The sequence below is a fragment of the Allofrancisella heilbronnii genome, assembly GCF_000710735.2.
Taxonomy (GTDB): Bacteria; Pseudomonadota; Gammaproteobacteria; order Francisellales; family Francisellaceae; genus Francisella; species Francisella frigidaquae.
The window spans coordinates 992,823-1,007,871 of record NZ_CP144673.1; the positions used below are offsets into that span (position 1 = coordinate 992,823).

Consider the following 15,049-nt stretch of genomic DNA (forward strand, 5'->3'; position numbering starts at 1 on the left):
AGATATTAAAGTTGACAAATATTATACACGCAAGATAGAATTGTTCACAATTACAAATTACAATAAAAAAACATGACGTTAGAACAAATACAAGAGATTTATAATAAACCACTGACGGAACTAATTTTCCTTGCTTTAGAAACACATAAAAAACATTTTACTAATGACATTGAATTATGCGCGCTAAAGAGTATCAAAACTGGAGCTTGTCCAGAAGATTGTAAATATTGCCCACAAAGTGGACATTACAATACCAATATAGAAAAACATAAGCTTTTAGATAAAGATGAGATCTTAAAAGAAGCTCAAAAAGCAAAATCTAATGGCTCAAAAAGATTTTGTATGGGCGCTGCTTGGAAAAGTATACCTAAAAAAGACTTAGATAAAGTAGCTGAAATCATATCTGAAGTTAAAGGCTTAGGTTTAGAAACATGTGTCACATTAGGAAGCATAAGTAGCGATGAAGCAAATTTATTAAAAGAAGCTGGACTTGATTACTATAACCACAATTTAGATACATCAAAAGAGTTTTACCCAAACATAATATCAACGCGTAAATTTGAAGAAAGGATAGAAACTATTAGAAATGTAGCTAATGCTAATATCAATGTTTGCTGTGGCGGCATTCTGGGTATGGGAGAGTCTTTAGATGATAGACTAAATCTACTATTAGAACTTTTAAATTTACCAACAGTTCCTAAAAGTATACCTATTAATACATTAATACCTGTTAAAGGAACTCCTTTAGGTGATAAATATTCACAAGCTCAAGTTGATAATCTTGATTTAGTTAGATTTATAGCAACCACCCGAATCTTATTTCCACAAGCTAGATTAAGGCTTTCAGCAGGTAGAGAGCATATGTCTTTTGAAACTCAAACCCTTTGCTTCCTAGCTGGAATAAATTCTATATTTTATGGTGATAAGTTACTTACTGAAAATAATGCTTCTATAAATTCTGATAAATATTTAATATCTAAACTTGGCTTACACTCTAATGCTGTTGCTTAATTATAGGTAATTATGGAACATTTAGAAAAAAAATATTTTGAATATCAGCAAGCTAATTTGCTAAGGGAGCTAAAAACTTATAAAAATAGTAACGATATTATAGACTTTACTACTAGTGATTACTTAAATCTATCTAGCTCACAAAACCTTGAAAAAGCCTTTACCCAAGGATTCAGAAAATATGGTTTTGGAAGTAAAGGTTCAGCTATAGTTTGTGGGTATAACGATAGCATTAAAGAGTTTGAACGGATATTTTCTAACTTTGTAGGTTACCCTCAGGCTATATTCTTCAATTCTGGTTTTATGGCCAATTTAGCTATTTATTCAACTCTATTTACTAAACAAGATACTATTTTTACAGACAAAAATATTCATGCCTCTATTATTGATGGAATTAAACTTTCAGAAGCAAAACTTAAAAGGTATAAACACCAAAGCATAGAACATTTAAAAACCATCTACGACCATAAGAGTTTTGTAATCACAGAAGGAGTATTTAGTACTACTGGCAGCATTACGGATTTAAATAAAATATCTAAGTTTATAGATAATAATAAACTTATTGTAGATGAAGCACATAGTTTTGGAGTTATTGGTAATCAAGGTTCTGGCTCTATTAATTATCACAATCTAAGTCATAAAGAATGTCCAATAGCCGTTTTTCCTTTAGGCAAAGCTTTTGGTGGGGTTGGTGCTGTTGTATGCACTACCAACAAAATAGCAAATTATCTAATACAATTTGCTAGACATTATATCTATACTACCGCCTTACCTGCTTTAATTTTAGAAGCATCAATGATTCAATTAGAAAACTTAAAAAATGCAAATATTCAAAGAGAGAATTTAAAAAATAACATTTATTTTTTTAATAGCTTGTGTCAAGAAAAAAACTTAAAACTAGTATCTGATGACGTCTCTCCTGTTAGAAGCATTTTAATAGGAGATTCTAGCTTAGCTATAAAACTAAAAGATGATTTAGACAAAAATAATATAGCTGTATCATGCTTTAGATATCCAACGGTACCAAAAAACCAATCATTACTTAGGTTCTCAATACATGCAAATAATACATTTGAAGAGATACAAAAAGCTCTAACTATTTTATCTAAAGGTATCTAGCAATGGATAAATACAATAAGATTAAGCAAAATTTCTTTTATGCCAATGAATATTCGAATAATGCAACTGTACAAAATCTAGTAAGAAAACAGCTTCTAAATATAAGTTTAGAATTTGTTAATACTCCAGTGAATAACATTTTATGCCTTGGGATGAGAAGTACTTCAGAACTCTTAGAACTAAATAATATGTTTCAACCAAATACACTTGATATTGTTGATTTAGCCCTGCCAAATTTATCTAATTCACAAGTATATAAGGATAAAAATATAAATCTTTTTGAACTAAATTTTGATCAAGATTTACATTTATTGACTAAAAACTACGATCTTATTTTTTCTAATATGTCTTTTCAATGGAGTAATAACCTAAACAATTTAATATCCAATCTAAAAAGAAAGCTAAATAATAAATCTTTGCTAACTTTCACTACTTTACTTTCTAGAAATTTCCATGAAATTTCAAATATTTTAAGAGTAAATAAAATGCTTTCAAAAGATACTACTATTAAAATAATTAAGGATAATAAACTAGAATGTTTATATAACAAATCATTCTATCTAACTCTTAGATTTGAGAATTTTAAACAATTAACTACACACCTTAAAAATACAGGAGTAAATACATATACAGGTTCGTTAAATAAGGTAAGTTTTAGTACCATAAAAAACCTCTACAAGCAATCTAATGACTGTAAATTAACTTACCATATTGGTTTATTTATATGCTACAAGGAGTAATTTATGAAAAAATTTTTTATAATAGGGACAGACACAGAAGTAGGTAAAACATATATTTCAACAAACCTAATAAAAGCTTATGAATTACAAGGTATAAACTCGCTGTGTTTAAAGCCTGTAGCTTCAGGAAAAAGTGAAACTTCTGATTTAGCAGAAGATGTTGAAAGCATTTTAAATGCTTATAATTATAAATTCACTGCTGAGCAAATAAACTTAATTTCATTTGATCAGGCTATAGCACCACATATAGCTGCCATGAATTTAAACAAAAATATTAATCTAACAGAACTTAACCAATTTATTACAAATAAATATAGTCATAATTATGATATTTTACTTATAGAAGGTGCCGGAGGATTGCTTACACCTTATTGTAATAAGCTTACACAACTAGATTTAATAAAATCTTTACAAATACCTGTTTTATTAGTTTCTAGTATAAGAGTTGGTTGTATAAACCATACATTGCTGACAATCAATGAGTTAAAGCGTCATAATATTAATTTAAAAGGTTGGGTAGCTAATTGTAATAGTCAAAAAACACTCCATATTAATGAACAAATACAAACAATAGAACAACTATCTAATGAGAAATGTTTAGCAAGAATAGACAAAGACAGTAATTATCTAGATTTTATTGAGTTGTCTAAAATACTAATCTCTCCTGAAGAAAAAGTATAAGTATTATTGTTAGATTCAACAATTATTTCACCAATATCAGATAAATCTTTGTAGCTACAATTTGAAAAAACCTTATCTCCTATTTTTAGTGAAAAGGTTTTATCTTTTAAGTAGTTTATCTTCTCATAGTCTGGTTTAAAATAAGCAAATCCTTGTTTAATAAAGATATTTAGCTCTTGCTGGATATCTTTAATTAGCTCAATTAGCAGCCATGTTCTATCAATATGTTTCTTTGATTCTAACTTTAAAGAAGTCCATTGGTTTGCTATATCTTCATTTTTCTGCATGTTTACATTTAAGCCAAAACCAATAAATAGTTTTGCTTTATCATTAATTTCAGCAAAAATATTTATAATAGTTCCGCTAACTTTTTTATTGTTAATAAAAATATCATTAGGCCACTTTAATTTAGGTTCTAGCCCGAATCTGGCTAACGTTTTAGCAATGCTTATCGATATAACTAAAGATAAACCTGTTAATCTTGACACGTCTAATTCAACAAATTCAAGCAAAGTGCAATATATATTCTTACCAAAAGGAGAACTCCAACTTCTATTAAACCTACCAAAACCCTTACTCTGATGTTCTGCTATAAAGATAGTATTTTTGCTAAAATTACCTTGGTTTTCTATAGCATATTTAGATGTTGAATCTATCGAATAAAAATATATAACTTTATCAAAAACTTTTTCTATTTTATTTACATCAATTAAATCTAATTTTTCTTCTAATAAATAGCCTATTTTGGGATTAGAAAAAATATTCATTTTATATTTGTCTTTTAGTTTTTTTATATTCTTAGATACAGCTGCTCTTGTAATTCCAAGCTTATTTCCTATCCCTTCCCCACTTACATATTCTTTGTCACTTAAGAAATTAAAGATTTGCTGTTGAGTTTTGTTCATATTTAACTTTTAGTATTCTCTTTAAAATATTTACATAAGTCTACTAAAGCCTTATCAAAATCATCATTCACAAGCTGGTAATCATATTCATTAGCATGAGCAATTTCGCTTTCAGCTTGTTTCATACGGTAATCTATAGTTTCTTTAGTATCTGTATTTCTAGCTTCTAACCTATTTCTAAGCTCATCTAGAGAAGGTGGTAATATAAACAAACTTTTGACTTTATCTTTATAGATTATTCTTGTCTGTTGTGCTCCCTGCCAGTCAATTTCTAAGATTATATTTTTACCTTCTTTTAATAATCTGTCTAGTTCAGTTTTTGATGTTCCATAATAGTTTTTAAATACTTTAGCATATTCTAAGAAGCCATCTTTTTTTATTATATTTTCAAACTCCAATGTATCTACAAAATAATACTCTTTACCATTAGTCTCACCAACTCGAGGAGATCGCGTAGTATGTGATACTGCTACTGCAAAGCTACTTTTACCCATTTGAGTTCCCAAAAAAGCTTTTAAAAGTGAACTTTTGCCAGCCCCAGATGGAGCTGAAACTATAAAGATATAATTACGCATAGTAATTAACTAAGATAAATATTAATTCACAAGATTATACAATTTTAAAACTGTAAATAGAACACTGCTTCCAAATAAACTGTATCCTTTAAAGTGGCTTTATTTATGAAAGCATTACCCTATTATGCCAATTTCGATTTTTTAAAACTCTCTTCTTTTCATAAAACAATTGTCAGATTTGTCTAGATTAATTTTTTCATAAAAACCCATAGCGGATGGCGATGATAGTAATAAAAGAGTACATTTTGGAGTGATAACATTTTTAATATAATCTATTATCTTCTTTCCTATTCCTTTGCCTTGATATTTTTTAGAAACAGCCAAGTCTGATAAATAGCAACAATATGAAAAATCTGTTAACGATCTAGCTATACCAACAAGCTCATCACCCTCATATGCACAAACGACTAAATTGGAATTTTTGTACATCTTTTTTATTCTGTCAAAATCATCTACAGGACGTATTATCCCAGAATCTTCATATAAACTAATAATTTTTTCAAATGTTGGTACTTCATTAAGAGTTATTCTCATTTTATAATTCTCCTTATGGCAACTTCCCACCTTTAATTTTGTTAGTTCTGATATGAAAAGGTGTATATTTTTTTAGCTAATGATTTGAGCTTTCTAAAACCATAAATATAGATACATTAACAAAGTATATATAAACAATGGATTAATAATGTAATTCCTGAAATCAAAACCAAAATATTAATTAATATTTTAAATAATTTAATAGGTATTAATAAATGTAATTTATTACCTATAAGCACTCCTATTAACATAATTGGCACTAGTAATAATGCGATGATTAATATAAATAAATTAAAATATACTCCCGATAATAAAAAAAGCGTAGCTCTAGTAAGGGTACTAAATGCTATTAGACAAGACTGGTTTGTTCTTATCTGCGTTTTATCACTCAAATTATTAGATAGAAAAATAGCATATATAAAACCTCCTGAACCAAATAAAGTTCCTAATGCTCCTCCTAATAAACCGAACATATATGTTATACTTTTGTTACTAGATTTATATTTTACGTTTATTTTAAAAAGTGAATATAAAGAATATAAAACTATAAATATAGCCAATAGTAACATCAAAATAGAAACATTTATAGTTAATAAAGCTATTCCTCCCAAAATAGAACCTATAAGAATCATGGGCAATAATCTAACAAGAATTTTTCTATCTGCTTTTTGTATATTTCCTTTCATTAGCTTATATGATGCAGTAAGATCTAACAGTGCTAATATAGGAATGATCACACTTAATGGTAAAAAATATATTAATATTGGACTAGCAATTAATGATGTTCCAAAACCTGTCATTCCAAATACAATATATGCCAGGAATACAGCTAAAAAAATCATTATTATCATACTAAATGTTATATGACTTATCATATTAAGCTCCTATATTCTTCATCATTTCATATAACCTACTTTGAGTCCTTATAAAAACGTTTTTTATTTTACTATCATTGGTATAAACAAGATCATCTATAGATGATTGAAAATTAGCGTATAAAATAATAGACCTTTCATAAGCTTCATCTATAAAACTAATAAACCTTCTTAGACTATCTTTCTCTCTATGGTTATTTACACCTCTTAAATCAAATTTTGGGATATCCTGCAATAATACTACTTTAAATTTACTGACTATCTCAATATAATCCAAATAACTTCTATTTGTCTCACATAAGTTACAAAAAGTAATCCATAGCGTGATATCACTTTTACCTTCAACATCTATTAGCCTTCCATTTATAATTATAGAACCTCTTACTGGTTCGTTTATATTATTTATATTTACATATTTTTTAAATAAAAAATCGTATCCACGATCGATATTGGACTCAAATAAAAATGTTTTATTTGAAATATCTTCCTTTCTATAATCAACACTGTTATCTAGTCCAATTACCTTACTATTTTGTAACAAATTTTCACTAATTAAATTTCTATTATCTGACTTTATATTTTTAGAATATATATTCAAAGGATCAAAATTAGATGTTAAAAAAAGTAATCTTTTATATTTATAAACAAAGCTAAGAAATAAGTTAATAATCATAATATCTGCAATGTCTTCAACAAAAAATTCATCGATATAGATAACCTTATTTGTTTTTACAATTTTAGAAATAACTTCCTTGGCAGAATTGCCTCTATATCCATTTTTATTAAGAAAAAAAATATTCTTATGAATTTCTTTCATTAAGTGCTGATAATGAAATCTAGTTTTACTATCTATATCTATTTCTCTAAAAATTTTCCCTATGATCATAGATTTTCCTCTACCCACAGGGCCCCACAGATGGAACCATCTAAGATTATCTTTGTATAAAACTTTGTTTTTCTTGATATAAAAAGAAGATTTTATAGTTTTATATACTATTTCTTGCTTAAAATCTAAAACTAAACTTTTTTTATCTTCATACATCTAATAATGCCTATATTTAATAAATCGATTCAAACATTTAATTTTAAAATATTACATAAAACATTAATGGCTTCTGCTATATCTTTTTTATCATCACAATTGAAAAATAAATACTTATGAAAAGTATCCTTTAAATGCTTTATGTTTGCATTTATATCACCATATTTAGATGAGGGTTGGACATTATGATTCATATTCATATTCTCTTTCAATGCCAATGACTCATTAAATTCAATATTAAATTGTCCTTCTTGGATAAGAATATATTTGGCTTCTTCCCCATTATAGCTAGTAACTCTATGCCACTCGTTTTTGGGGACTTGAATTATCTGACCTGGGCTAATAACCATAGACTCCTTTAATCTTGGTAACTCTAATAATAGCCTTCCATAAACACAGTAAGTAATGTCTGACAAATATTGATGTCTATGAAAATCTAAATTTTCATTGTCGACGATATAACTACATATTCTCAAAGTATTATCTAAATTATATTCTTTAAATTTCATAAGCTACTCTTTATTCTGTATCCATTCTTGTGAAATTCTTTTCGCTGCTTCCACAAAAGCTCCTGCGTAATTATCAGTATTTTTCCAATGTGCAATTATTGGACCAAAAGAGTATATTCTACTAGATAATTCCTCTTTATCATTTATGTATTGATAAACCTTAAAACTATTATCTCTATCTACGTTTATTCCCCCCATATTGTAATGATTATCTAAAGCTGGTGTAATAATCTTTTTTCTCAATAAGTTTTTTATTAAATCAGAACTATGATGTAATACATCACTACCCATACCTGATGCTTTTATTATAATATTTTGACTATAAAAATATTCATCGGGCAAGTCATTCAACTTTAATGCTTTTAATATCCCTTTACTAAACAATATTTTTAATTTTATAGCATTAATTTTAGGAATTGGAACAGCAACCCTAATAAAATGTCTATCCCAAAGCTGATCATACTCTTTTTTATCTCTAGAGCTCAAGTATCTATAAAATTTAAATCTTCTAACATGAAGAATGATTGTGTATAGTAATTTACTATTTTTACTTTCTTTTAAATCAAACATTAGTTTATCTTCTGCTGTAATATTTGAAGCATTAACAAAATCATTTAATGTTAGCTGACCCTCAGATTGATGCTTTAATTCTAAATCAATAAGATTGATTATAGATTTTAGGGGTATATAGCCATCAACAAAAGATTTAAATAATTCTTTTTCTGAAAGAAAATATGGTTCATATAGAACTTTTTCAGTTCTAACTCCTGGAAAAATTCCAGATCTTGAAATAGCAACAATATTAACCTTGTTAGCTTCGTATGTATTCCAATTTGCGACATAATCTATAGGAGCACCATTATCATAAATAAATTTACCATATTGACAGATATTTAAAATAGAATCTACTCCGGAAGGACCCATACCCTCAATGTATACATCAATATCTTTACTTCTATTTTTTCTCTGTAAATTTATTATTTTATTAGCAACTATTTCAGGTGGGTAAGGCATATTAATAATATTGTCTATTCTTTCTGATATATTTTTATTCCAATGTCCTGTAGCTAATAACACTCTATCGATATCGTATAATAAATGTTTAGAATTATTCTTTTTATCTATATATAAAATATTGACTTTATTGTAAGTATTTAGATCCATATCTAAAACTTCACAAAGATTATAGGTTTTAATATTCACCCGATTATTTTTTGCTATATAAATAGCTTCCTTAAATCTATGTGTAAGGTAAATGCCAAAAAACTCTCTAGGATAAAAAGCTTTATGGTCAAATATATAACTTTTATTTTGGGTGACAGAGTAACAACCATCAACCAACTCTGAGTATTGATTTAATATAAAATCTTTATTTTCATCTACCCAAGAAACAAAATCATTGTTATCTATAAACATCTGATCAGCAGGATTATTACATAAATAACTTTGAATATTATTATATTTGTAATATGGAAATCCAGGACCACAAACATTAGATTTTTCTATAATATGTATTTCATAGTCTTTGCAATTATTATTAGCAATATTTTTAACCAAATGCCATAATGCACAAGTTCCTGAAAAACCAGCACCAACAATAGCAAATTTATTCATTTGATTATTCCAAATTTTGAAGAGCTTCTTTGATTCTAGTAAGGGCTTCTTTTAAAACATCAATATTTCTACCACAATTAATTCTTACATAATCACCATATATACTCGAGTTAGAGTATCCAGTAGCAAAATGTTCCCCAGAAATAGATGCCACTCTCGCTTTATCTAATAAAAATTCACTAGCTCTCATGTACCCAATACTTTTATATTTTGAAGCATATTTTTTAAAGCTAACAAAAATAAAATAACCACCTTGAGGCATATCAACTATTAAATTCATTGCTTGTAATTCATCAACGACTATAGATAGATTACTTCTTGCTTTTGTTGCTCTATCTCGTAAAATATCATCAAACTTTTCTTGCATTGCAAAAAAAGTTGATATTTGACCATAAGTACTAGCAAAAGAATTCATATTAACCTGCGAAATACTTGCCATCTTAATAAATGTTGAATTAGCCAGGATATAACCTATTCTATCTCCATGCATCCCATATGTTTTACCTGGTCCTGTGACATTTATAATAAAATCATGTTTTGTTCCATCATTTTTAAGTGCAATATGTTTTGATCTATTGTTAAGTATATGTGCTTCATAAGGACAATCAAATAATATATAAATGTTATTTAACCCATTATTTATTCTTTCACTATTAATATTACATATCAAGTTTGCAATATTAGTTAATTCATCAGTTGTATAAACTTTTCCTGTTGGATTTATACAATCACCCAGTATTATTATTTTTGTACTATCTGTAATCTTTTCTAATAATATATCTACTGTTATACCTTTTCTAAGACTCTCATTATCTTGTTCAATAAAAATCTTCTTAGCCCCACTTATTTCAACCATATCAGAATAATGAGGCCAGTTAGGTAGTGGTATTATGACTTCATCGCTCTCATTCAATAAAGTCTTAAAAATTACACTAATACTTCCTTTTATACCACCTGGTGTAACCATTATTTCGGTATTAGGGTCATAGTTAATATTATGTAATCTATTTGTTCTATCTGAGATAGATTTTAACAGGAAATCAAAACCTTTAACTGGAGCAAATTGATGGATAAGACTAGACTGGTTTTTTATATACTCTATAACTCCATTATCTATTTCTTTATCACAAGGTACATCTAAAGTTCCTATACTTAAATCTATTACCCTATCTTCTTTTGATAAATTTTTATTTAATTCATTAATTTTTTTATGAGTCCCATGTGTTACTGACTCATTTATATTTAATAATTTAGTATAAAAATCGTTTTTATATTCTTGATTTATTTTCATATCCAATCCTACACTAAAGTTTTTGCTTTTTGATATAAACCATCCCACATATCAACTTGCAAAGTTAACATTCTTTGTGCTCCATATAATATTTTTTCTAAATCATTATCCGAATTACAATTATTTATCACACATCTCTTTGCATCACTAGCATGCCTCTCCTCTACACCGTTATCTATATGACAATTAAAATATATTTCTACGTTTTTTTTGTATTGATTAATATCCATTTTCTTTCTATTTGCTCTAAATGCGTCTCTAAAATTAGTTAACATAAAATTAGCATGGGTCTCAAGTGCATAAACACAACCTAACATGCTATGATAGCTATCAGATAATATATTCATAATTTCACGTCTATAATTATGAGTTTCCTCAACTATTAGTCGATCATTCTTTGCGTCATTAACAAATAATGACGGTAATCCAAACTCATATTTACCATATTCATTATGAGAAGTTTCCATTAATACTTCATGACATTTATTTTTATCACCTTCACCACACTCCTCATTTAAAATATATGTAAAAAATATAAGGGTGTCCATATCATCATATAAAGCAGCTTGAGACACAACATATGCTATACCTTTTACTGTAGCTTCAGTTCTGAAAAAGAAATTTGCTCTATGTAACTCATATATTTCTCTATTAATATTTGATTTAAAAAAATCAAAATATTCACACTTAAAAACATTGTTATTTTCTAGCCCAGATAAAGCAGTTAAAAGTTTATTTTGAACAACATTCATTAGTATTACTCCTTATTTTTAAACCACATAAAAACATATAAAAGTCCATGATTATGAAGGTATGATAAAAAAGATAATGGGTGTGTTGGATCAATAGGTGTTACTAGATCTTTTAGAAAACTTGTTTGCGATTTTGCATGGTATAAAAGGGATTCACCATGCCAACAAAATCTTTCTTTTTTATCTATAACTAAAAAATCTATACTAGTCTTATAGAGTAAAGCTGCTAGCCCTAAATTACTTGGGCCAAGTCCAAGTAATATATAATCATAAACTTTATTACCCATTCAAGATCTTAAATAAAATTATCTGTTTTATATTAAAATATATGTTTATTTAATCACAACTTAAATAAAAAATATATATTAAATTTGTAATAATATTTAAAAAATAAATATGTTAAAAAAACTTAGGAAAATATTATAATATAAAAAAGTATTTTAGAAAATTGGTACTCTATATAAAGGATATCTTCCATTAGTCTCACCAACTCGAGGAGATCGCGTAGTATGTGATACTGCTACTGCAAAGCTACTTTTACCCATTTGAGTTCCCAAAAAAGCTTTTAAAAGTGAACTTTTGCCAGCACCAGATGGAGCTGAAACTATAAAGATATAATTACGCATAGTAATTAACTAAAATAAATATTAATTCACAAGATTATACAATTTTAAAACTGTAAATAGAACACTGCTTCCAAATAAACTGTATCCGTTAAAGTGACTTTATTTACTAGAATAATATTACCCCTTATTGTTTATCACTTATGTGTTGTGTTTTCTCATGTGTTTCCAAATTCGACAATTGAGAAAAGCTTACGCTACAACCTTCAACTTTACACTTATATACCCACTACCTTGTATGTATGCGCTTATGTTTTCTCAAGGTTGATGAGTCGGTGAAACATTTACCACAGACTTCACACTCAAATGGTTTCTCTCCTGTATGTTTGCGCATATGTGCTTGCAAGTTTGATGATGATGTGGAACTGTGATCACAGACTTCACACTGAAATGGTCTCTCTCCTGTATGTTTGCGCATATGTTTTTTCAAGCTTGATGATTGGGAGCAACGTTGACCACAGACTTCACATTGAAATGGTTTCTCTCCTGTATGTATGCGCATATGTTTTTTCAAGTTTGATGCGTTGTTGAAATGTTGACCACAGACTTCACACTTATGTTTTTTCTCTCTAGTATGTATTTCTAAATTCCCTGTTGGGTTTTCATTATCACCATTTAATGTTTCTTCCATAAGAATATCTACTGGCTGAGGTTTATTTTGTCTTTTACCTAAAATTTTATCTGTTATTTTTGACTTTTCTAACTGTTTAGTAGCCTTTTGTATTTGTAGTGGTATGCTAATAGTATTATTATTTACTTCAATGTAGGGTTGTTCTTGGTTTTTATTCATACCTAAAGAAATTTGTATTCTATTATTGGCCATTTGTCTATCAGCTATTAAAAAATAGTGTTCTTGGCCAGCTACTGTATTATCATAACCAACATCAATATCGATTAAATTATTTGACGGAGCTATAGCTGTTATTTGCTCAATAGATGTTTGTCCTAGTTCTACCATTCTCCTGTGTATATTAAGTCTAATATTGGGGTATAAATTTACTAATAAAAACATAACTAAATCGCCAGCTTCATTATTCCATAAGCCTGAATTTGCTATATCATAGTAAACTTTATTAAAATTACTAGCAGGAACAAAAGGCCTTAGATACTGCTGTACCACCATGTCATTTTGAATATATGAAGCTAATATAGCCCTTAAATCCTCACCAGAGTCAGGAAAGCCAACAATATCATTAACTCTTCCTAAACGATGAACTTGTTTAACTACAGCATTATAAAAACAGTTACCATCGCGTTTTATCTCACCATTATCTTTAATGTTATTACGCTGTAATTTTCTACTTTTTCTTTTTTGTGGCCCATCGTTTTTAATGAAAAATTTATTTAATTCTTGTATAAATTGATCAATTAACTTTTGATCTTTATAACCTTGATTATACTCAATATGCTTAATAATCTCGCTTTTAAGATTATTTTTCGGTAGTTCAATTTTCGGAGGAATTGGCTTTCCTTTATAATTATTTATTTCTACAGCCTTGGCTTTGCGTATTTCTTTATGTATATCTTTATTTCCATTAGGATAAACTTCTTTAAGATTATTAACACTTAACTCAGATAGAAAAAAGAGTCTTTGAAATATTATCACGCTATGGATGGTTTTCGAGATCATGTTAAATAATCTGTTGTCAGAAAATATTGATTCAAGGTTATCATTATTTAATTTATTGATATCAGAAATATACTGTTTTAGTTCAATTTCTAATTTACCTATTTCTGGAGTATTCTTTATTTTGACCTTTTCATAATGCTTCTTATATTTATCAATTTGTTCTTCTTTAGCCTTAATATTTGCGTTTAACCTAATTAGTGTACTTTTGTATAGATGTCTAATACTTTGCTTTTGGAGAAATTTGGTATAAAAATTATAAAAAATCTTTAGTCCATCACCGCATTCAAAACTTATATCATACATATCCTGTGCATTCACTTTTAAACCTATATATTTTTCTTGATCACCAAACATACCCCCGTAACCTCTTAAAGCTTCTTTAGTAGCTTCTAACTTAGCATGAAAATTTTCAAGTAAAACAGCTAATAATAATCCTGCATACCCACTAGCAAAGCCTCCTATTTTTCTTTCCTCTTTTTCATTGTTTTCTAGTTGACTTATGGGTGGTCGAGTTTCCATATATTTTTCATACGCTTCCCTATATTTTTTATACAATGAATGAGAAGAATACAGAAGATAAATATGAACTTTTTTAAGTTTTTTTTGACACATTAAACCTTGATGAATGAAATCTTTTATATTATCCAATCCCATATACACTAACCCAGATAAGATCATGTGAGTTGTCTTACACACAAATAATAATGCGCCTTCAGGAGCCGGAAGTATAGAATCAGGTACTAAGGTATTTTCTTTATCAAATAAAGCTACTTTAGATAATGAATTATCTTCGTTAACTCTTAATAAATCTGACAATGATTTAGAGCCATTTAATAGGGTTTGACTAATTTGTTTAGCCTTTTGTTCAGGTACCACTGTTTTTGCCTTATCAAAGTTAAAAACCTCATATTGGACGTAGTCAAAAGGTATTTGGAATGATGGATGTCGATAAATATTTTTAGTAAATTTTTTATCCCATGGGATTGCATAAATGTCTATATTTAATATATGTAAAAGATTTATAAAGTCTTTTGGTAATTTTAAATGGTACATGTTTTTCCTCATATTGATTTAAGTGATATAAAATATATATTTTATATTATTTATTATTAATAAATATTTTTATTTTTATTTTTATTTTTATTTAC

General features: G+C 27.7%; 15 protein-coding genes and 1 pseudogene. 4 read left to right on the forward strand and 12 right to left on the reverse strand.

From position 1 onward, the window contains the following. Positions 1-72: 72 nt before the first annotated feature. The 4 genes from bioB to bioD are packed head-to-tail and all read left to right on the forward strand — an operon-like array spanning position 73 to position 3,551. Entirely contained in the window at positions 73-1,011 is a 939-nt protein-coding gene (bioB, locus tag FRA_RS04585; protein ID WP_035719351.1) for a biotin synthase BioB, read from the forward strand. Between the two features lie 12 nt (positions 1,012-1,023). After that, on the forward strand, positions 1,024-2,130 hold the full coding sequence (locus FRA_RS04590) for an aminotransferase class I/II-fold pyridoxal phosphate-dependent enzyme (protein WP_035719352.1): 1,107 nt from the start codon (positions 1,024-1,026) through the stop codon (positions 2,128-2,130). Positions 2,131-2,132: 2 nt separating this feature from the next. Next, positions 2,133-2,870: a methyltransferase domain-containing protein gene (locus tag FRA_RS04595; RefSeq protein ID WP_035719354.1), complete on the forward strand. Its 738-nt coding sequence runs from the start codon at positions 2,133-2,135 to the stop codon at positions 2,868-2,870. A gap of 3 nt (positions 2,871-2,873) precedes the next feature. After that, positions 2,874-3,551, forward strand: coding sequence for a dethiobiotin synthase (bioD, locus tag FRA_RS04600; protein ID WP_035719355.1), 678 nt, complete (start codon positions 2,874-2,876; stop codon positions 3,549-3,551). On the opposite strand, the gene FRA_RS04605 is transcribed toward bioD, so the two are convergent. The 12 genes and pseudogenes from FRA_RS04605 to FRA_RS04660 form a co-directional block, all read right to left on the reverse strand. Then, a complete protein-coding gene (locus FRA_RS04605) occupies positions 3,494-4,456 on the reverse strand; it encodes a biotin--[acetyl-CoA-carboxylase] ligase (protein WP_035719356.1) in 963 nt (320 codons plus the stop codon). The genes bioD and FRA_RS04605 overlap by 58 nt on opposite strands. A gap of 2 nt (positions 4,457-4,458) precedes the next feature. After that, positions 4,459-5,031 (reverse strand): guanylate kinase, encoded by a 573-nt coding sequence (gmk, locus tag FRA_RS04610; protein WP_035719357.1) that lies wholly within the window; start codon positions 5,029-5,031, stop codon positions 4,459-4,461. Between the two features lie 141 nt (positions 5,032-5,172). Further along, entirely contained in the window at positions 5,173-5,565 is a 393-nt protein-coding gene (locus FRA_RS04615) for a GNAT family N-acetyltransferase (protein ID WP_035721725.1), read from the reverse strand. Between the two features lie 116 nt (positions 5,566-5,681). Further along, a complete protein-coding gene (locus FRA_RS04620; RefSeq protein ID WP_035721728.1) occupies positions 5,682-6,440 on the reverse strand; it encodes a sulfite exporter TauE/SafE family protein in 759 nt (252 codons plus the stop codon). Between the two features lies 1 nt (position 6,441). Beyond that, complete coding sequence (zapE, locus tag FRA_RS04625; RefSeq protein ID WP_035721731.1) at positions 6,442-7,482, reverse strand: cell division protein ZapE; 1,041 nt, start codon at positions 7,480-7,482, stop codon at positions 6,442-6,444. A gap of 29 nt (positions 7,483-7,511) precedes the next feature. Continuing rightward, complete coding sequence (locus FRA_RS04630; protein ID WP_035721734.1) at positions 7,512-7,991, reverse strand: cupin domain-containing protein; 480 nt, start codon at positions 7,989-7,991, stop codon at positions 7,512-7,514. A gap of 3 nt (positions 7,992-7,994) precedes the next feature. Further along, a complete protein-coding gene (locus FRA_RS04635; protein ID WP_035721737.1) occupies positions 7,995-9,605 on the reverse strand; it encodes an FAD/NAD(P)-binding protein in 1,611 nt (536 codons plus the stop codon). Positions 9,606-9,609: 4 nt separating this feature from the next. Next, positions 9,610-10,896 (reverse strand): pyridoxal phosphate-dependent aminotransferase, encoded by a 1,287-nt coding sequence (locus tag FRA_RS04640; RefSeq protein ID WP_051686807.1) that lies wholly within the window; start codon positions 10,894-10,896, stop codon positions 9,610-9,612. An 8-nt stretch (positions 10,897-10,904) separates the two neighbouring features. Next, the gene (locus tag FRA_RS04645) at positions 10,905-11,648 is read right to left on the reverse strand and encodes an iron-containing redox enzyme family protein (protein ID WP_051686808.1); all 744 of its coding nucleotides are present in this window, start codon (positions 11,646-11,648) and stop codon (positions 10,905-10,907) included. Positions 11,649-11,653: 5 nt separating this feature from the next. Next, positions 11,654-11,935: a SidA/IucD/PvdA family monooxygenase gene (locus FRA_RS04650; protein WP_035721743.1), complete on the reverse strand. Its 282-nt coding sequence runs from the start codon at positions 11,933-11,935 to the stop codon at positions 11,654-11,656. A 183-nt stretch (positions 11,936-12,118) separates the two neighbouring features. Continuing rightward, positions 12,119-12,274: pseudogene (locus tag FRA_RS04655) on the reverse strand (guanylate kinase); the annotation flags it as partial. 226 nt (positions 12,275-12,500) lie between these two features. Further along, positions 12,501-14,954 carry a C2H2-type zinc finger protein gene (locus FRA_RS04660; RefSeq protein ID WP_464110819.1) on the reverse strand — a complete coding sequence of 818 codons (2,454 nt, stop codon included), beginning with the start codon at positions 14,952-14,954 and terminating at the stop codon, positions 12,501-12,503. Positions 14,955-15,049: the final 95 nt, after the last annotated feature.

Bases quoted from the DNA above. Each gene is read 5' to 3' on its own strand.
- bioD (WP_035719355.1), top strand. From the start codon at position 2,874: ATGAAAAAATTTTTTATAATAGGGACAGACACAGAAGTAGGTAAAACA.
- FRA_RS04595 (WP_035719354.1), top strand. From the start codon at position 2,133: ATGGATAAATACAATAAGATTAAGCAAAATTTCTTTTATGCCAATGAA.
- FRA_RS04620 (WP_035721728.1), bottom strand. From the start codon at position 6,440: ATGATAAGTCATATAACATTTAGTATGATAATAATGATTTTTTTAGCT.
- bioB (WP_035719351.1), top strand. From the start codon at position 73: ATGACGTTAGAACAAATACAAGAGATTTATAATAAACCACTGACGGAA.
- FRA_RS04590 (WP_035719352.1), top strand. From the start codon at position 1,024: ATGGAACATTTAGAAAAAAAATATTTTGAATATCAGCAAGCTAATTTG.
- FRA_RS04640 (WP_051686807.1), bottom strand. From the start codon at position 10,896: ATGAAAATAAATCAAGAATATAAAAACGATTTTTATACTAAATTATTA.
- FRA_RS04630 (WP_035721734.1), bottom strand. From the start codon at position 7,991: ATGAAATTTAAAGAATATAATTTAGATAATACTTTGAGAATATGTAGT.
- FRA_RS04650 (WP_035721743.1), bottom strand. From the start codon at position 11,935: ATGGGTAATAAAGTTTATGATTATATATTACTTGGACTTGGCCCAAGT.
- FRA_RS04605 (WP_035719356.1), bottom strand. From the start codon at position 4,456: ATGAACAAAACTCAACAGCAAATCTTTAATTTCTTAAGTGACAAAGAA.
- FRA_RS04645 (WP_051686808.1), bottom strand. From the start codon at position 11,648: ATGAATGTTGTTCAAAATAAACTTTTAACTGCTTTATCTGGGCTAGAA.
- FRA_RS04615 (WP_035721725.1), bottom strand. From the start codon at position 5,565: ATGAGAATAACTCTTAATGAAGTACCAACATTTGAAAAAATTATTAGT.
- FRA_RS04660 (WP_464110819.1), bottom strand. From the start codon at position 14,954: ATGTACCATTTAAAATTACCAAAAGACTTTATAAATCTTTTACATATA.
- gmk (WP_035719357.1), bottom strand. From the start codon at position 5,031: ATGCGTAATTATATCTTTATAGTTTCAGCTCCATCTGGGGCTGGCAAA.
- FRA_RS04635 (WP_035721737.1), bottom strand. From the start codon at position 9,605: ATGAATAAATTTGCTATTGTTGGTGCTGGTTTTTCAGGAACTTGTGCA.
- zapE (WP_035721731.1), bottom strand. From the start codon at position 7,482: ATGTATGAAGATAAAAAAAGTTTAGTTTTAGATTTTAAGCAAGAAATA.